Origin of the sequence: Candidatus Accumulibacter similis (assembly GCA_013347225.1) — a bacterium.
Lineage (GTDB): Bacteria > Pseudomonadota > Gammaproteobacteria > Burkholderiales > Rhodocyclaceae > Accumulibacter > Accumulibacter similis.
Genome location: CP054595.1, coordinates 3,727,523 through 3,745,240 on the forward strand (window position 1 = coordinate 3,727,523; position 17,718 = coordinate 3,745,240).

The following is a 17,718-nucleotide window of genomic DNA, read 5'->3' on the forward strand; positions in this document are numbered from 1 at the left end:
ACTGAACGAACGTCCACATGGCAAGGCGGCCCCGCAGGGCGACGTTGCATCAACGGATGGCCACACTCTACGAGCCCGGCCGGCGGCGCCGGTCGACTCAATGAGCCCCCGAAACGGCCACCGTCACTACGGCGAACGGGCGCTCGGGTTGGCGCGCCGCAGATGACGCGAAAATCCCGCCGCAGCGGGATTTGCGAGTCAAGCGTCCGCGACGCAACGAATCAGGCGCGATGGCGACGCGCCAGCCCCATCGATGCCAGCGCCACACCCAGCAGGGTCAGGCTCATCGGTTCGGGAAGATCGACCGGAGCGAAGGTGTCGCGGAACTCCCAGGAGATCACGTCATGGTTGGCAGCGGCCGCGCCGGTACCTGAGGTGAAACCGACAAAGGCGTTGGGAGTCCCCAGAACGGCGGCCAGATCGACGTTGTACGCGAGCAGCGACGCGGCCGGACGGGAGTTCGTCCCGCTCAAGCGTACCTCCAGTTGATCGGTGTTGCCGTCGTAATCGATCCAGGCGAACAGGTCGGTCCCCGAATCCAGCGTCACGGGCAGGGCGGTGTTGAGCGCCACCGAGCTGACGCTGCCGTTGATGTCGATACCGACATGGTTGTCGCTGTTGCCGTCGCCGCCACCATTGTTCCAGTTGTCGAATTCAATGCCGACGCTGTTCGGCAATCCAAGGTAACCAATGCCGCCACCAATACCGCCGGCGGTATTCGAGACGGTCTGTACGACGAAAACCAGGCCGTCGGCGCCGCCAGCCCGCTGGCCATTGAAGTTGAAGGCAAACTTGGTGCTGAATGACACATTGGCCCCGAGCGTGACCGCCGTGGTGCTGAAGGCAGAGCCGGCCTGATTGAACTGTGAGGGAGTCACCCGCAGAACGCTGCGACTGCTTCCGTCCGTGGCAGCGGCCGCGGCGTTGTTCAACTGCAGCCCGGCAACCGAGGAAAAGTCGTTGAAAAGGATCGTCGTCGCGGAAGCGACCGGGGCGGCGAGGCTCATGGCGAGGGCCAATGCGGAAATGCGAAACATGGGGGCTGCTCCTGTTGATTGAAATCATACCAACGAAAGCAACAAACGTGCCACGTCATATTATTCAATGAGTTGGAGCTTTGCTGTCGTTCGCCCAGGCGGAACCTGTAAATTTGTTCGACACCAGCAGATCGCCGAAGTGGCCAAACAGCTGCTTCGCCAGGCTCATGACCAAGGAAGCGCTTCCCCAGGCGAGCGGCAACACAATGGACGACCTTGGTTCTCCCGCGAAAACGCCGCCCGATGGACCATGCGCGCGCAGCTCATGGCTGCCCTGCGAGAAAGCGTCACCAAGTCCGGATGGACGCATGCGCAAGCGACAGAGCGACTTGGCAGCGGGCAATCACGCGTTCCCGCCAGATGCGCAACAACGACAACAGATGCGATCTCGGCATGCCGATGACGCTCGCCAGTAGGGACGGGCAGCGTGGCGAGCGGGCGCTGGGCTGCGCAGGTCGCAGGATCAGGCGAGCGTGCTGACGAACCGGAGCGCCATGTGCCTCGATGACGACCCGCCGGACGTAGCGCCAAGGCCCGGCGGCCGGCGGATCAGCGATCGGCAAGCGGCACGTAGGCGCGCACCGGCTCACCGGTGTAGCGCTGGCGCGGCCGCGCGATGTGCTGGTCGGCTCCCTCGATCATCTCCTTCCACTGGGCAATCCAGCCGATCGAGCGGCCGAGCGCGAAGAGCGAAGGGAACATCGAGGTCGGGAAGCCGATCGCCCGCAGCATGATTCCCGAGTAGAAGTCCACATTCGGAAACAGCTTGCGCTCGATGAAGTACTCGTCATCGAGGGCGATCCGTTCGAGCTCGAGCGCCAGTGCGAACAGCGGCTCGTCCTCCTTGCCCAGTTCGGCCAGCACCTCGTGACAGGATTCGCGCAGCACCGCCGCCCGCGGATCGTAGTTCTTGTAGACGCGGTGACCGAAGCCGGTCAGCCGGAAGGGATCGTTGCGGTCCTTGGCGCGATTGATGTAGAGCGGGATGCGGTCCTTGCTGCCGATCTCCTCGAGCATGTTCACCACCGCCTCGTTCGCTCCGCCGTGGTCCGGCCCCCACAGCGCGGTGATGCCTGCGGCGACGCAGGCATAGGGATTGGCACGGCTCGAACCGGCGATGCGCACCGTCGCCGTAGAAGCGTTCTGTTCGTGATCGGCATGCAGGACGAGGAAACGGTTGATGGCGCGCGCCAGCACCGGGCTGACCACGTATTCCTCGGCGGGGACGCCGAACGACATGCGCAGGAAGTTCTCCGCGTAGCCGAGATCGTTGCGCGGATAGAGAAACGGGCGTCCGAGCGAGTACTTGAACGCCATGGCGCAGATCGTCGGCATCTTGGCGATCAGACGGTGCGTCGCCACCATCCGCGCTTCCGGGTCGGTGATGTCGATGCGGTCGTGATAGAAGGCGCTGAGCGCCCCGACCGTGCCGACCATCACCGCCATCGGGTGGGCATCGCGGCGGAAGCCCTCGAAGAAGCGCTTGAACTGCTCGTGCACCATGCTGTGATGCACGATCAGTTCCTTGAAACCGGCCAGTTCCCCGGCGGACGGCAGCTTGCTGTAGAGCAGGAGATAGCACACCTCGAGGAAATCGGCGTGCGCCGCCAGCTCCTCGATCGGGTAGCCGCGGTGCAGCAGGATGCCTGCCTCGCCATCGATGTACGTGATCGCCGAATCGCAGCTGGCGGTCGATATGAAGCCGGGGTCGTAAGTCAGGTAGCCCGTCTCGGCATAGAGGCGCCGGACGTCGATCAGCTTCGGGCCGTGGGTGCCGCCGAGAACGGGCAGCTCGTACTGCTTCCCGTCGGCTTGGAAGACGATGCTCACCTTCTCGCCTTCCACCGGCGGCGTGACTTTCAGATCGGGAAGTTCTCGTTGCATGTCCGGGCCTCCTTGCTGCCTGCAGCTCTTGGTCACTCGCTGGTGCGGCGCCCGCCCGAAGAATCGATTCTGTGGTCCGGCGTCCGCCCCCGCATCGTTCGGTCCGCTCGCGAATCGTCCCGGGGTTGGCCGATCCGGTGGCTCCGCGGCCAGTATAGGCAGCCGCGGCGAGCGGCGTCAATGCCGCGAGCGACGACCAGAGACCGCCAAGGCGCCTCGACGGCCACGGAGCGCCTTTTCGCGAGACTGCGGCCTGCTATTTCCCGGGAAACGCATGTTTGCTATAATTTCCATGGAAAGGAGAACGAGATGCCCCGAAGCAGCATGCAGGCGGCCAGCAGGGCCGAGCCGGCTGCCGTCCTGAGCAAGGCGGTGACGCGCGCCGCCGATCATCTGCACATCCCGCGCTCGCTACTGGCCAGAGTGCTCGGCATCAGCGCGGCCACGGTCAGCCGACTGTACTCGGGCGCCTACCAGCTCGACGAGAAGCGCAAGGAGTGGGAGCTGGCGGTATTGTTCGTCCGCGCTTTCCGCTCGCTCGACTCCATCGTCGGTGAGCAGGAAACCGCGTGCAGATGGCTCACCAGCAACAACCGCGGGCTCAACGGTCGCCCCGCGGACCTCATCGCCAACACGGAAGGACTGGTCCGTGTCGTCCATTACCTGGACGCCTCCCGAAGTCTCGTCTGAGGCGCGCGACTGGCGCGGCTGGGTCTGGCGGATCGTCGAGGCGCAGCACGTGGCGGCGACGATGAAGCTCGTCGACGACGCCGCCGAGCAGGAAGTCCTTGAGTCGCTGCTTGAAGCCAGCAAGCCGGCGCTACCCGCTGCGGCCAGCGGACTCGACTACCTGCTGGCGACCCCCTTTCGCTATCCACCGGCGGCAAACGGCTCGCGCTTTCGTGCCGTCACCGATCCCGGCGTTTTTTACGGTGCCGCAACGGTGCGCACCGCCTGTGCCGAACTCGGCTACTGGCGCTGGCGCTTCCTGCAGGATGCCGAAGACCTCGAGCGCATCGGCCCGGTCGCCCACACCGCTTTCCGCGCCGAGCTGCACGCGACGGCCGTCGACCTGCGCGACGACCCCTTGAGGAAAGACGCCGCTGCCTGGACGCACCCGAGCGACTACGCCGCGACGCAGTCCTTCGCCCACGTCGCCCGCGGTGCCGGTGTCGGCGCCGTCATCTACGGCTCGGTGCGGGCAGCCGAGCCGAGCTGGTGTCTCGCCGTCCTGACACCGGCGGCATTCGCCGGCAGGAAGCCGCACCCGGCCATGCAAAGCTGGTGGCTGGTGGTCAATCGCGTCGAGGTCATCTGGCGACGCGATCACGAGCTGATCGCCCTGGCGATGCCCCGCCCGGCGACGACACCTGGGCCGCTGCCGCCAGGCCGACGCCAGATGACACAAATGTAATCTACGGGTCAGCTTGCTGTCGGGCTGTCCCGCGCAGACTCCGGACTGTGATCGTTGCGGCAATGGCCGGCGTCCGCTCGCGTGCCGCCGGCCGACCGTCCGCCGCCTCACCGGCAGCGGAGCGCCGCCGTCGGTGGCGCCTTGCCTGCCGGCGAAGCCAGGTGGCGGTCACCGGGCTTCGCCAGTCCGGATCACTGCGGGAGATTGCATGCGGTCAACTCTTGTTCTTGCTCTGCTGTCCATTCTCGGCCTGACGCCCGCCGTGGCGCCGTGCGCGTCTGCCGACGAGGGCGCGATCGGCAGGACGGCCGCCAGCCTGCTCGCCTTCGCCAGGGAGAGGAATCCCGAGTATGCCGCGATGCGCTCCGAAGCCGACGCCGCCCGCGAACGCGCGATGGCTGCCGGCTCGCTGGCCGACCCGAAGTTCCGGATGGAACTGCGCGACATCACCAGGTCCGGCGAACAGAACGCCACCCTCTCGCCGAGCGGGGTCGGCAGCACGCGCTACCTGCTGTCGCAGGATCTGCCGTGGTTCGGCAAACGCGACCTGCAGCGGGAGATCGCCGAACTCGAGGCCGAAGGCGCCACCGGCAAGGCCAGGGGAAGCTGGTCCGACATCGCCGCGCGGATCAAGGTGGCGCACGCCCAGCGCCATTACCTCTACCGCAATGAACGGCTGACGCGCGAGCTTCTCGACCTCAGCCTGCGGCTGGAGAGGGTGGCGCAGGCGCGCTACGCCGGCGGACTCGCCGCGCAGCAGGACGTCATCCGCGCGCAGGTCGAGCAGACCGACCTGCACAGCGAGCTGCTGCAACTGGAAAACGAGAGCCGCCAGCTCAACGCACGCCTGAATGCCCTGCTGGCGCGCCCGGCCACGGCAGAGCTCGCCGCGCCGGCGGAACTGCCGCCGCTGCCGGCGGCCGCCAGACTCGATCCGGCGACGCTGGCAGAGCGCGTGCGCGCACGCAACCCCCTCCTCTTCAGCGAGGAGACGCGCGTCCAGGCCGCCGAGAAGAGCCGTGCGCTGGCGTACCGCAACCGCTACCCGGACTTCACCGTCGGCTTCGGACCGATCCAGTACCAGAACTCGGTCAAGGAGTGGGAAGTGATGATCGAACTGAACATCCCGCTGCAGCAATCGGCGCGGCGCGCGCAGGAACGCGAATCGGAGGCGATGCTGTCCGCCGCCCGTTCACGCCAGGAGGCCGCCGCCAATCAGGTGCTTGCCGAACTCACCGAGAATCTCGCCGGCATCGAGGCGGCGCGCCGGATCGAGACGCTGACGACGGGCACCCTCCTGCCGCAGGCCGAGCTGAGTTTCCGCTCGGCACTGGCCGGCTACGAGACCGGCAAGGTCGACTTCGTGACGCTGCTCGAGGCACAACGGCAGATGCGGCAGGCGCGACAGCGGCAGATCAAGGCGCAGAGCGAGGCGCAGGTACGGCTGGCCGAGATCGAAAGGCTGCTGGGGGAGGATCTGTGAGGCCGCTCGCCGCAATCGTCACGGGCCTCGCCGTTGCCGCGCTGGCAGCCGCCGGTGGCTACTGGTTCGGCAGCCGGGGCGCCGCGTCGCCGGCAGCGGACAGCGTCGCCGGAACGACAGGCGAAACCGCCGACGCCGGCAGGAAGAAGCCGCGCATCCTCTACTACCGCAACCCGATGGGCCTGCCCGACACCTCGCCGGTACCGAAGAAGGACTCGATGGGGATGGACTACATCCCCGTCTACGAGGGCGAGGACGACGCCGATCCGGCCGCCGCGAGGCAGCTGCGGATCAGCACCGAGAAGGTGCAGAAGCTCGGCGTGCGCAGCGAAGCAGTCCAGCTCCGTGCCCTCGACCGGACGCTGCGTGCGGCCGGCCGCATCGAGCCCGACGAGCGCCGCGTCCATGCCATCGCGCCACGTTTCGAAGGCTATGTCGAACGTCTGTACGTCAATGTCAGCGGCCAGCCGGTCGCCAGGGGCCAGCCGCTGTTCGAGGTGTACAGCCCGGAGCTGGTCGCCGCGCAGCGCGAGTATGCGATCGCCGCGCAGGGCGTCGAGTCCCTGCACGACGGCAGCGACTCCGCTCGATCGGGAATGCAGGAACTCGCCGCAGCGAGCCTCAGCCGACTGCGCAACTGGGGCGTCGCCGAAGACCAGCTGGCAGCGCTCGCGCGCTCCGGCGACGCGCGCCGGACGATCAGCTTCCGCTCGCCGGTGGCGGGCATCGTCACCGAAAAGAGAGCCGTCCAGGGCATGCGCTTCATGCCCGGCGAAACGCTCTATCAGGTCACCGACCTGTCGTCGGTGTGGGTCATCGCCGACGTCTTCGAGCAGGACATCGGCCTCGTCCGCACCGGCGGCAAGGCCAGGGTGACAATCAACGCCCATCCCGGCCAGCACTTCGAAGGCGTCGTCGCCTACGTCTATCCGACGCTGAACGCCGAGACGCGCACGGTGCCGGTGCGCATCGAACTCGCCAATCCGGGCCTGCTGCTCAAGCCGTCGATGTTTGCCCAGGTGGAACTGCCACTGGCCACCCGCGCCACGGTGCCGAGCGTCCCGGTCTCCGCCGTGATCGACAGCGGCACCCGCCAGATCGTGCTGATCCGGCAGGCCGAAGGCCGCTTCGAGCCGCGCGTGGTCCGCCTCGGCGTGCGCAGCGACGACTACGTCGAGGTCCTCGGCGGCGTCAGCGAAGGCGAGCAGGTGGTCGTCGCCGCCAACTTCCTGATCGACGCCGAGAGCAACCTCAGGGCGGCGGTGGCCGGCCTCGGCCCACCCGCCGACGGCGCCACCGGCAAGGCCGGCGAGCGCAGCGACGGCGGGCGGCCGGCAAGCAGGGGAGCGGGCCACCACGGCGAAGGAACGGTCGACAGCGTCGATGCTGCGGCGGCCACGGTCACACTGCGGCACGGCCCGATCGACAGCCTCAAGTGGCCGGCGATGACGATGCCGTTCACGCTGGCCAACCAGTCGCTGCTGCAGGGGCTGCGGCCGGGCGGCAGGGTCGCCTTCGACTTCGTCGAACGGCAGCCCGGCGAATGGGTGATCACGGCGCACCGGCCGCTGCCGGCAGGCCAGGACGCCGGCGCAGCCGCCGCCACGGGCAACCCGCACGCCGGTCACTGACCGACCACCACCGAACGACGACCGCGAGGAGCCCGAGAATGCTGGCCAGGATCATCGACTGGTCGGGAAGGAACCGCTTCCTGGTCGTGCTCGCCACCCTCTTCATCACCCTCGCCGGCATGCACGCGCTGCTGCGGACGCCGATCGACGCCCTGCCCGACCTCTCCGACGTACAGGTCATCGTCTACACGGAGTATCCCGGCCAGGCGCCACAGGTCGTCGAGGACCAGGTGACCTACCCGCTGACCACCGCCATGCTGGCGGTGCCGAAATCGAAAGTGGTGCGCGGTTTCTCCTTCTTCGGCGCCTCCTTCGTCTACATCATCTTCGACGACGACACCGACATCTACTGGGCGCGCTCGCGCGTTCTCGAGTACCTGAGTTCCGCCGCCGGCCGCCTGCCGCGCGGCGTCAGCCCCTCGCTCGGGCCTGACGCCAGCGGCGTCGGCTGGGTCTACCAGTACGTCCTGCTCGCCCGCGACCGGACGCTGGCCGAGCTGCGGACGATCCAGGACTGGTACGTCCGCTACCAACTGAGCAAGGCGCACGGCGTCGCCGAAGTCGCGTCGATCGGCGGCTTCGTGCAGACCTACCAGGTGACGGTCGACCCGGTGAAGCTGCGCGCCTACGGCATCCCGCTGATGAAGGTCGCACAGGTGATCCGCGACTCCAACCGCGACGTCGGTGGCCGCGTCGTCGAGATGGCCGAGACCGAGTACATGGTGCGCGGCAGGGGTTATCTGCGCGGCGGCAGCGACATCGAGACGCTGGTCGTCAAGAGCGAGCGCGGCACCCCGGTGCTGATCCGCGACATCGCCCGCGTCGAAATCGCGCCCGACGAGCGACGCGGGCTGACCGAACTGAACGGCGAAGGCGAGGTGGTGTCCGGCATCGCGATGGCGCGCCATGGCCAGAACGCGCTCGAGGTGATCCACAACCTGAAGACCCGCATCGGGGAAATCGCCCCTGGGCTGCCGGCAGGGGTGACGGTGGAGACCGTCTATGACCGTTCCGAACTGATCCACCGCGCCATCGAAACGCTCAAGCGAACGCTGCTCGAGGAGTCGCTCATCGTCGCGCTGGTCTGTGTCGTCTTCCTGCTGCACCTGCGCAGCGCGTTGGTCGCCATCCTGATGCTTCCGGTCGGCATCCTCATCGCCTTCATCGCCATGCGCGCGCTCGGCCTGAACTCCAACCTGATGAGCCTCGGCGGCATCGCCATCGCCATCGGCGCGATGATCGACGCGGCAATCGTCATGATCGAGAACGCCCACAAGCATCTCGAACGTCTGCCGGCCGAGCACTCGCCCGCCGAGCGCGACGGCGCGATCCTCGCCGCCTGCCGCGAGGTCGGCCCGGCGCTGTTCTTCTCGCTGCTGATCATCACCGTCTCGTTCCTGCCGGTGTTCGCGCTGCAGGGACAGGAAGGGCGGCTGTTCTCGCCACTCGCCTACACCAAGACCTTCGCCATGGCCGGCGCGGCGTTGCTCTCGGTGACACTGGTGCCGGTGCTGATGCTCCTGTTCATCCGCGGCGCGATCATGCCGGAAGCGAGAAACCCGGTGAACCGCTTCCTGATCCGCGCCTACCGCCCGCTCATCGCCGCCGTCATGCGCTGGAAGAAGCTGACCATCGTCGTCGCCGTGCTGACGGTCGGCGCCACCGTCTACCCGGCCTCGCGCCTCGGCTCCGAGTTCATGCCGACGCTCAATGAAGGTTCGCTGCTCTACATGCCGACCTCGCTGCCCGGCATGTCGATCACCAAGGCGGCCGAGCTGATCCAGACGCAGAACCGGATCATCATGAGTTTTCCCGAAGTCGCTTCGGTCTGGGGCAAGGCCGGGCGCGCCAACACGGCGACCGATCCGGCGCCGACCGAGATGTTCGAGACAGTCATCAACCTGAAGCCCGAGTCCGAATGGCGCCCCGGGCTGAACATCGACCGGCTGATCGGCGAACTCGACCAGGCACTGCAGATCCCCGGCGTCGCCAACTCGTGGACGATGCCGATCAAGGCGCGCATCGACATGCTGTCCACCGGCATCCGCACGCCGATCGGCATCAAGGTCTTCGGCCGCGAACTCGGCGCGATGGAAGATCTGGCGAAGGAAGTCGAAGCCGTCGTCAGGACCGTCCCCGGCACCAGCAGCGCCTTCGCCGAGCGCATCACCGGCGGCTTCTATCTCGACATCGAACCCGACCACGGGCAACTGGCGCGCTACGGCCTGGCGGTCGGCGACCTGCAGGACGTCATCGGCGTCGCCCTCGGCGGGGAAATCGTCACCACCACGGTCGAAGGCCGGGAACGTTTCGGCGTCACCGTCCGCTATCCGCGCGAGCTGCGCGGCGACCCGCAGCAGATCGCCCGCGAGGTGCTGGTGCCGACGATGGGCGGCACGATGGTCCCGCTGGGACAGGTGGCGCGCGTCGTCATCAGCAAGGGCGCGCCCGTCGTGCGCACCGAGAACGCCCTGCTCTCCGCCTACATCTACGTCGACATCCGCGATCGCGACATCGGCGGCTATGTCGCCGACGCCAAGCGGGCGGTCGCCGGGCGGATCAACTTCCCGCCCGGCTACTACGTCACCTGGAGCGGCCAGTTCGAGTACATGCAGCGGGCGATCGAGCGCATGAAGATCGTCATCCCGGTCACCCTGCTGTCGATCTTCGTGCTGCTCTATCTCAATTTCCGGCGGATCGGCGAAACGCTGATCGTCATGCTCTCGGTCCCCTTCGCGCTCGTCGGCGGCATCTGGCTGATCTGGCTCCTCGACTACAACCTCTCGGTGGCGGTCGCCGTCGGCTTCATCGCGCTCGCCGGTGTCGCCGCCGAGACCGGCGTCGTCATGCTCATCTACCTCGATCATGCCTGGCAGGCGATCCGGCAGGAACGCCGCGCCGCCGGGCGCGCACCGGACGTCGCTGATCTCTACCGGGCGGTCATGGAAGGCGCGGTCGAGCGCGTGCGGCCGAAAATGATGACCGTCGTCGCCATCATGGCTGGCCTGCTGCCGATCATGTGGGGAACGGGAACCGGATCGGAGGTGATGCGCCGCATCGCGGCGCCGATGGTCGGCGGCATGATCTCCTCGACGATCCTCACGCTCGCCGTGATTCCCGCGCTCTACGCGCTGGTCCAGCAATGGTCGCTGCGCCGCGAGGCGGCGGCGATGGCGGCATCGACGGCTGACGGGCGCGCCAGGGCGGGCTGAGGCGAACGTCGCCGGCCGTTGCCAGCAGTTGATCACGAAGCGCCCTCGCGCCCACCCGGGCGTCGCGGTTGCCTCGATCAGGTCGTCGAGCGGGCCGCGCACGCCCAGCCCGCCGCGATTGAGCACATGCGTGTAGATCATCGTCGTCGACACATCCGCATGCCCCAACAGCTCCTGCGCCGTACCGATGTCGCGACCGCTTTCCAGGAGCGAGGTCGCGAACGAATGGCGCAGGGTGTGCGGTGTGGCCGACTGGCTGATCCCCGCCTCGCGCAGAGCCGCACTCATCGCGCACTGGAGGCTCTGCGCTTCGACGTGGTGCCGACGAATCGCTCCCGAGCGTGGGTCGAGCAATCGCCTGGCGGCAACGAAGACATACTCCCAGGCCCATTCGCGGGCCGCATGCGGAGACTTGCGTGCCAGAGCAAGAGGCAGAATGAGTTCTCCGAAGCCCTCGGCAAGTTCGGCCTCGTGCAACGCCTTGACGCGCCCGAGGTGGGCCCGCAGCGGATCGGCCAGCGTCCTCGGCAGCATCGTGACGCGGTCCTTGGCGCCCTTGCCCTCGCGAACCACGATCTCGCCACGCGCGAAGTCGATGTCCTTCACGCGCAAGCGCAGACATTCCATGATGCGCATGCCGGTGCAGTAGAGCAGCCGCAGGATCAGGCTCGTCGTGCCCTCGCTCAGCACCAGCAAGCACTGCACTTCCTCCGGCGTGAGGACGACCGGCAAGCGTCGGGAACTTTCGCCGACTCGACCTCGTCGAGCGAGGGAAGCTCGCTGCCGAGCGCCTCCTGGCGAGCAGTGGTACGGCCCCGTCTGCCTCTGGCCCAGCCGTCGGGGTCTTGCCCGTGGCTTGACCGGCGGCACGGGACGCTTACAATCCTCATGAGTACCGCCGTCGAGGCGCCCAGTCCAACGAGGTTGATCTGCCGTGGATGCGCCAGCGGCAAGGCCGGACCCTCGCGGCGCGGCAGATGAACGCCATTCGTTGGCATCACCGGGGAACACTGTGGTCGATCTCACCTACTGGCTCGTCTTCTTCTCTGCGGCACTGGCTCTTAACCTCTCGCCTGGCCCAGACCTGATCTACATACTCTCGCGGTCCATTGCACATGGCCGACGGGTGGGTCTAGCGTCGGCCGCCGGAGTCTGCACCGGAGCATTTGTACACGTTCTGGCTGCGTCCGTTGGCCTTTCTGCAATCCTTGCAACCTCCGCGACCGCCTTCACCGTAGTGAAGTACGTCGGTGCGACATATCTAATCTATCTGGGCGTCAAATCACTTCGCTCAGCAGGTGCAGCGTTCAGCCCGACCAAGGACAAGGAAATGGACGTATCAACTTGGAAAGCCTTCCGCCAAGGCGTCTTCATTGACGTCCTGAATCCAAAGGTTGCCATGTTCTTCATGGCGTTTCTGCCGCAGTTTGTGAGGCCGGGGCACGGTAGCGAGCCGCTGCAGCTTGTCATGCTGGGGACGCTGGTAATCTGCGTAGCAATCGTCGTTGAATCCTGCTTCGTTCTTGCTGCTGCCAGGGCAACCAACTTCTTCCGAGCCAATCCCAAGGCGTCAGTTTGGCTGGACCGGGTTCTCGGTGGCGTGCTTATAGGTCTGGGCATTCGTTTGGCACTATCAGAGCAGCGTCGATGACGCCTAGCCCGTCGCTTGAGGGGACGCGTTCCGGCAAGGCGCCTGGCGCGCGCGGCATTGTGGCCCATCATCCGCCTCGCGGGCCAGGCGCCTCGCCTGCGCCCGCCCCTGAACTTGAACGTCAGGCGTCACCAAGCTCCCGCGTTGTCCCTGCACGGCGCCATTTGGCGCGTGTCTCGAAACTACGTCGATTTGAGCGCAGAGCTCGTTCGTCGTGCAGGTCATCCTCACTGTATAGAAAGGCTTCCGACCATGGCTACCGGCACCGTCCGACTTCATCGCGTTCTCAAGGCAACGCCCGAGCGCGTCTACCGCGCCTTCATCGAACCCGATGCCATGGCTAAGTGGCTCCCACCCTACGGATTCACCTGCCAGGTCCACGAACTCGAGGCGCGCGTGGGTGGCAAGCATAGGATGTCGTTTCGCAACTTCACCACGGGCAACGGCCACTCGTTCGGCGGCGAGTACATCGAACTGGTCCCCTTCGAGAGGATCCGCTACACGGACAGGTTCGATGATCCGAACCTTCCAGGCGAGATTCGGGTCACCGTCTCGCTGCGCCAAGTGGCCTGCGGCACCGAGCTCAACATCTTGCAGGAGGGGTTGCCGGAGGTTATCCCGGTAGAGATGTGCTACCTGGGATGGCAAGAGTCTCTCGCGCAGTTGGCCAAGCTGGTGGAACCCGAAATTCCCGAGTAACCGACCGGCAGGTCGGCACGCGAGACGACGCCTCTCAAGAAGCGCACCCGAAGTGATTGATTGGCAATGGTTCGGTCACGGGGTTTGTGGGTCAGTGCGGCGCGGCCTTTGCCGAGCTTGGCACTCATGCTGCGATTGCGTTGCGCCATGGCTTGCTCCATCATTCGTTGCGGAATGTGGCGCTACCTCGGGTACGTCGTCTTCCTCACTCTCTCAAACGGGATATCTATCCGATGGCTGCGAACCGCCGGGCCCAGTCGCCCATGTCGATGACGTCACCCAGGACCACGCCAACCTGCGGGCAATTCACACCATTGCTGCATCGGTCTTCCGTAGCGCCGCATTCCACCTGGCCACACACCGCCCACCTCGCGTTTCTTCGGGACGACTTGCGGCCGCGACCCGATCGCTTCGCTAACCCTTCGCTCGAGGCGATCCGCTGACTGCCTCGGCGGACGGCTCAGCTCGAACATTAGGCCTCGGAGGCGATGCGCGTCGCGATCCTCGGCAACTCCGGCTCCGGCAAGTCCACCTTGGCCAACTGGCTGGCTCAGTCGGCCAACCTCGCCGTCCTGGATCTCGACTCGATCGCATGGGAGCCGGATCAGCCCGCCGTGGCACGATCAAGCGCGCTGGCCGAAGCCGACGTCGCTACGTTTTGCACCACTCACCCACGTTGGGTGCTGGAAGGCTGCTACGGCAACCTGATCGAATCCGCGTTCCACTTCCAGCCGTTTCTCATCTTCCTGAACCCGGGGCGGGAGAGTTGTACAGCCCACTGCCTGAACCGGCCCTGGGAGCCCCACAAGTACCCGTCCAAGCAGGAGCAGGACGCCAACCTGCAGTTACTCCTGTCATGGGTAGCCGAGTACTACACGCGAGACGGGCCAATGTCCTTGGCCGCTCATCGGGCGGTCTTCGACAGGTACCCGGGTCGCAAGGTAGAACTTCAGCGTGTGCCCCAGCTGAATCCACCCGTAGCCGAGGTGTTGGCATGGTTGCGCTGAGGCCCAAACCTTCGCTCAAACCGATCCGCGCCGAGAGGATTGGACCTGCTGCACGGGACGCTTACAATCCCCATGAGTACCGCCGTCGAGGCGCTGCAGTCCATCGAGGTTCATCTGCCGCGGAGACGTACCAGCGGCAAGGCCCAGCACTTGCGACGCGCGACACAGACGCCACTCGTTGGCCTCACAGAACCACCCGCGGAGCACCTATGCCAAGTGCGTACTGGGTTACGTGGTATCGAGCCATCAGGGACCAAGCGGCGCATGCGAAGTACGCCGCCTTGGCAGGGCCTGCAATACAGGCCGGCGGGGGAAGGTTCCTCGTCCGGGGTATGTCGGCGGCAGCGCCGGAGGGAACTGTGAACGGGCGAGCCGTGGTTGTCGAGTTTCAGAGTCTCAGCCAGGCAGTCGCCACCTACGAAAGCCCCGAGTACCAAGCCGCACTGGCCGTGCTCGGTCAAACAGCTGAACGAGAGGTTCGCATCTTCGAAGGGGCAAACCCCGTCGCTCCAGCCTGATGCGCCCCTGTCCCGATGGGTCAAGGAGGACGCTCGGTAGCCAGAACCTCGTTGCACCTCGCGACCACCGGTCGTCTGCAATGCGGGCGCTGCGCGGGTGGCTGCGCCGGGATGCGTCAAAGCCAGCGGCGGTGGCGGCCAGTTGCGGGGCGACCGTTGGCAGCGCCACCCGGTCGCCAGCAGGAGGTCCGGCCTGTTGCACCGGATTCGCTGCCGCTGTGGCGTCGCGCCTTCCTGCGCGCTTGTTCGGACTTCTCCTGAGCCTCGCGATGCGCCGCAACCGGTCCTGCCGAGCCCCGATCGCGGAATTCGGGAGATCGGAAACAGTTCCATCCCGTCCCCTTTCGCAATAGACTTCAAGTCGGGAGGATTCGGGTGCCACAACCGAACTGGCTTGCAGGCGACAGGTCGCCGGCGGCCCTCGTGATGTGCGCGCCCGATGGCAGCAGGCCGGGGCACGAGTCGATTCAACGGGTCACGTTCGCTTGTGGCGTCGGACCGCCAGGCACGTCGCACGACCGGTACCGTTCCGTGCCCAGTCCGCGTCCTCTGGATCATCCGGGGTGGCCGCAACGGCAATGACGATTCGCGTGCCATGGCTTTGCGTGGTACGCGATCTCTTCAGTGATAGGGAGAAGAAATGAGTGTCAGACATCGCCTCATGGTCCTGATTCTCGCAGCGATCATCGCACTGGCATCCGTGAGCGCGGTCGCCATGGTCGGCATTTCGCTGCTCAAGACATCGCAACGGGAAAGCAGCGAGCGCAACCGGGCGCAAGCGATTGCCGGCGAAGCCTCCTGGCTCGGCGTGCAGTACTACCAGATCATCGCGGACGCCGTGATCAACCGCGACCTTGCCGCCGCCAGGAATTCGCTGCAGGCGCTCGACAGGGAAGCCGCCCACGACCTTGAGGCGCTCGCGCGCGATGCCGACACGGCCCAGGAAAAGGCAGATGTTCGAAGGGCGCAGGAGGGCATTCAGGCATTGCGCAATCTCTTCCACAACGAACTGCTGCCCGCTTTGTCTGGCCAGAGCCCTGTTTCGGACACGATCCGCGAGATTGATGGCAAGGCCGACACGACGGTCCGCGACGTGCGCGAGAATTTGGCGCGTCTTGCCGAATCGATGGACCAGGAGGCCAGGCACGCCAACGAGGACTTTCTGGCCACTGCGCGGACGATGATGATTGCTGCGATGGTGATCTCCGTGCTCGCCGCTGCGGGCCTCATCGTCGCCGCAACGTTGATTGCTCGCTCGATCCTGGGACCATTGGACCAGGTGATCAGGATCGCGCGCCGCGTCGCCGCCGGCGATCTCAGTACCGATATCGAGCCACGCGGCAGCGACGAATTCGCCATGCTGCTTAGAAGCTGCAAGGAAATGCAGGATGGTCTGCGCGACATCGCCGCTCAGTTGCAGGGCAGCAGCGGCAACCTGTCGTCGATGAGCAGCCAGATGGCCGCAACCACCACCCAGCTCTCGGTCTCGACCGAGCGCCAGAGCGAAGCATCGATGGCCATCGCGGCAACCGTTGAGGAAATGGCGACCAGCGTTGCCGCCATCGAGGATCTGGCCGGATCGGTTCGGGCCTCGGCCAGCAGTTCAGGCGACTCCGGAAGCGCAATCATCCGGCGCATGGTCGACAGCGGTCGGGTGACCATCGACGCAGTGAATCGGACGGCTGGTGAGATCACCCAGCTCAACGAACTGTCGAACCAGATTTCGACGGTGGTCAACGTCATCCGCGAGGTCGCCGATCAGACCAACCTGCTCGCGCTGAACGCCGCGATCGAAGCCGCCCGGGCCGGCGAACTGGGCCGCGGATTCGCCGTCGTCGCCGATGAAGTGCGCAAACTGGCAGAGCGGACCGGGCAATCAACCCGTGAAATAGGCGACATGATCGAGCGCATCCAGAGGGTCACCCACGACGTGGCCAACAGCATCGATGCGGCAGTCCGCCAGATGGGCCAGGTCGACGAGCAGTCTCGCGATGCCGAAGCAGCGGTCAACGCGCTCAGCGATCAATCGAAAACCATCATCGATGCCGTCGAGAATATCCGCACCGCACTGCTTCAACAGCGGACGGCCAGCGAAGAAATAGCGCGCAAGATCGAAGACACCGCGCAAATGAGCGAGGAGAACGCCGCATCGGTCACCGAAACCGCCACTGCGGCAGCGCAACTGGAACAGCTCGCCAGCACACTGATGGCTACCGCCTACCGCTTCAAGCTCGCCTGAAGGGATCGCGAAGAGAGCGTCGCGACCGCGCCGGGAGGCAAGGCGAGAGAGCGGATGCCGAGACCGATCAAGTGGATGGGCGGAAGACGTTCCGAGGATGAACCCGAGCCCCGAAGCCACTCACCGATGGAGAATCGGCAGATGACTCGCGCACAGGCTGCACCTGCGGTTCCCGCCGTAGCGGCTGCGCGGACTGGCGCCGTGGTGCTGACCGGCGGCACTGGCTATCTCGGTACGCGCCTGGCGGAGCGACTTCTGGCGCGCGGACACCGCGTCCGGCTCCTCGTGCGCAGTTCGGCGGCCGGGCGATCCGCCGCAGGCGCCGAGGCCATCATCGGCAATGCACTCGACAGCGAATCGATCGCCACCGCCCTGCAGCCCGGTGACACCCTGGTTCACCTGGTCGGTACGGCGCACCCCAATCCGTCCAAGGCAGCCGAATTCGAGGCGGTCGATCTCGCGTCGATCCGTGCAGCGGCAAGCGCAGCATCGCGGACGGCGATCGCCCACCTCGTTTACGTCAGCGTCGCGCAGCCGGCGCCGGTGATGCGCGCCTACGTCGCCGCCCGCGCCACCGGCGAGGCGGCGGTCGCCGCGAGCGGCGTGCGCGCGACCATCCTGCGTCCCTGGTACGTCGTCGGGCCGGGGCACCGCTGGCCACTCATCCTGACTCCACTCTACGCCCTCGCCGCGTGTGTCCCGCGCTGGCGCCCGGCAGCCGAGCGCCTCGGCCTGGTCAGCCTGGAACAGATGACGCAGGCGCTGGTTCGTGCTGTCGAAAATCCACCAGCGTCCGCCATCGAGATCGTCGAAGTACCGGGAATCCGCGCCGCTGCCTGACTTCGGTTCGCTGTCCGGGAATGCTCGCCAGGGCCGTCCGCGAACCCGAACTCCAGCGCTACCGTCCGGGACTGCCGGGAACCGACGCTGGCAAGTTGGCGAC

At 66.3% G+C, this 17,718-nt stretch carries 14 protein-coding genes and 1 pseudogene; 11 read left to right on the plus strand and 4 right to left on the minus strand.

Going from position 1 to position 17,718, the window contains the following annotated elements:
- Positions 1 to 221 precede the first annotated feature (221 nt).
- The 3 genes from HT579_16380 to gltA form a co-directional block, all read right to left on the minus strand.
- Positions 222 to 1,037: a PEP-CTERM sorting domain-containing protein gene (locus HT579_16380; GenBank protein ID QKS30353.1), complete on the minus strand. Its 816-nt coding sequence runs from the start codon at positions 1,035 to 1,037 to the stop codon at positions 222 to 224.
- Positions 1,038 to 1,101: 64 nt separating this feature from the next.
- On the minus strand, positions 1,102 to 1,380 hold the full coding sequence (locus HT579_16385) for a hypothetical protein (protein ID QKS30354.1): 279 nt from the start codon (positions 1,378 to 1,380) through the stop codon (positions 1,102 to 1,104).
- Positions 1,381 to 1,586: 206 nt separating this feature from the next.
- Positions 1,587 to 2,921: a citrate (Si)-synthase gene (gene gltA / locus HT579_16390; GenBank protein ID QKS30355.1), complete on the minus strand. Its 1,335-nt coding sequence runs from the start codon at positions 2,919 to 2,921 to the stop codon at positions 1,587 to 1,589.
- A gap of 309 nt (positions 2,922 to 3,230) precedes the next feature.
- On the opposite strand from gltA, the gene HT579_16395 reads away from it, so the two are divergent.
- The 5 genes from HT579_16395 (at position 3,231) to HT579_16415 (ending at position 10,661) form a co-directional block, all read left to right on the plus strand.
- Positions 3,231 to 3,611 (plus strand): DUF2384 domain-containing protein, encoded by a 381-nt coding sequence (locus tag HT579_16395; GenBank protein QKS30356.1) that lies wholly within the window; start codon positions 3,231 to 3,233, stop codon positions 3,609 to 3,611.
- On the plus strand, positions 3,571 to 4,335 hold the full coding sequence (locus HT579_16400; GenBank protein ID QKS30357.1) for an RES family NAD+ phosphorylase: 765 nt from the start codon (positions 3,571 to 3,573) through the stop codon (positions 4,333 to 4,335). Before HT579_16395 ends, HT579_16400 begins: the two co-directional genes overlap by 41 nt.
- A gap of 208 nt (positions 4,336 to 4,543) precedes the next feature.
- Positions 4,544 to 5,818: a TolC family protein gene (locus HT579_16405; GenBank protein QKS30358.1), complete on the plus strand. Its 1,275-nt coding sequence runs from the start codon at positions 4,544 to 4,546 to the stop codon at positions 5,816 to 5,818.
- Complete coding sequence (locus HT579_16410) at positions 5,815 to 7,449, plus strand: efflux RND transporter periplasmic adaptor subunit (protein ID QKS30359.1); 1,635 nt, start codon at positions 5,815 to 5,817, stop codon at positions 7,447 to 7,449. Before HT579_16405 ends, HT579_16410 begins: the two co-directional genes overlap by 4 nt.
- Before the next feature lie 38 nt (positions 7,450 to 7,487).
- Positions 7,488 to 10,661 (plus strand): efflux RND transporter permease subunit, encoded by a 3,174-nt coding sequence (locus HT579_16415; GenBank protein QKS30360.1) that lies wholly within the window; start codon positions 7,488 to 7,490, stop codon positions 10,659 to 10,661.
- 78 nt (positions 10,662 to 10,739) lie between these two features.
- On the opposite strand, the pseudogene HT579_16420 reads toward HT579_16415, so the two are convergent.
- Positions 10,740 to 11,659: pseudogene (locus HT579_16420) on the minus strand (integron integrase).
- A gap of 14 nt (positions 11,660 to 11,673) precedes the next feature.
- Here HT579_16420 and HT579_16425 point away from each other — a divergent pair.
- From HT579_16425 to HT579_16450, 6 genes are all read left to right on the plus strand, one after another.
- On the plus strand, positions 11,674 to 12,312 hold the full coding sequence (locus HT579_16425; protein ID QKS30361.1) for a LysE family translocator: 639 nt from the start codon (positions 11,674 to 11,676) through the stop codon (positions 12,310 to 12,312).
- Positions 12,313 to 12,564: 252 nt separating this feature from the next.
- A complete protein-coding gene (locus HT579_16430) occupies positions 12,565 to 13,011 on the plus strand; it encodes an SRPBCC family protein (GenBank protein ID QKS30362.1) in 447 nt (148 codons plus the stop codon).
- Between the two features lie 488 nt (positions 13,012 to 13,499).
- The gene (locus tag HT579_16435) at positions 13,500 to 14,018 is read left to right on the plus strand and encodes a dephospho-CoA kinase (GenBank protein ID QKS30363.1); all 519 of its coding nucleotides are present in this window, start codon (positions 13,500 to 13,502) and stop codon (positions 14,016 to 14,018) included.
- A 209-nt stretch (positions 14,019 to 14,227) separates the two neighbouring features.
- Positions 14,228 to 14,536 carry a DUF1330 domain-containing protein gene (locus HT579_16440; protein QKS30364.1) on the plus strand — a complete coding sequence of 103 codons (309 nt, stop codon included), beginning with the start codon at positions 14,228 to 14,230 and terminating at the stop codon, positions 14,534 to 14,536.
- Between the two features lie 640 nt (positions 14,537 to 15,176).
- Positions 15,177 to 16,775 carry a HAMP domain-containing protein gene (locus HT579_16445; protein QKS30365.1) on the plus strand — a complete coding sequence of 533 codons (1,599 nt, stop codon included), beginning with the start codon at positions 15,177 to 15,179 and terminating at the stop codon, positions 16,773 to 16,775.
- A 141-nt stretch (positions 16,776 to 16,916) separates the two neighbouring features.
- Positions 16,917 to 17,615 (plus strand): NAD(P)H-binding protein, encoded by a 699-nt coding sequence (locus tag HT579_16450; protein ID QKS30366.1) that lies wholly within the window; start codon positions 16,917 to 16,919, stop codon positions 17,613 to 17,615.
- Positions 17,616 to 17,718 lie beyond the last annotated feature (103 nt).

Coding starts and splice junctions, on each gene's coding strand:
- HT579_16380 (QKS30353.1), bottom strand. CDS start 1,037: ATGTTTCGCATTTCCGCATTGGCCCTCGCCATGAGCCTCGCCGCCCCG.
- gltA (QKS30355.1), bottom strand. CDS start 2,921: ATGCAACGAGAACTTCCCGATCTGAAAGTCACGCCGCCGGTGGAAGGC.
- HT579_16395 (QKS30356.1), top strand. CDS start 3,231: ATGCCCCGAAGCAGCATGCAGGCGGCCAGCAGGGCCGAGCCGGCTGCC.
- HT579_16405 (QKS30358.1), top strand. CDS start 4,544: ATGCGGTCAACTCTTGTTCTTGCTCTGCTGTCCATTCTCGGCCTGACG.
- HT579_16415 (QKS30360.1), top strand. CDS start 7,488: ATGCTGGCCAGGATCATCGACTGGTCGGGAAGGAACCGCTTCCTGGTC.
- HT579_16430 (QKS30362.1), top strand. CDS start 12,565: ATGGCTACCGGCACCGTCCGACTTCATCGCGTTCTCAAGGCAACGCCC.
- HT579_16435 (QKS30363.1), top strand. CDS start 13,500: ATGCGCGTCGCGATCCTCGGCAACTCCGGCTCCGGCAAGTCCACCTTG.
- HT579_16440 (QKS30364.1), top strand. CDS start 14,228: ATGCCAAGTGCGTACTGGGTTACGTGGTATCGAGCCATCAGGGACCAA.
- HT579_16445 (QKS30365.1), top strand. CDS start 15,177: ATGAGTGTCAGACATCGCCTCATGGTCCTGATTCTCGCAGCGATCATC.
- HT579_16450 (QKS30366.1), top strand. CDS start 16,917: ATGACTCGCGCACAGGCTGCACCTGCGGTTCCCGCCGTAGCGGCTGCG.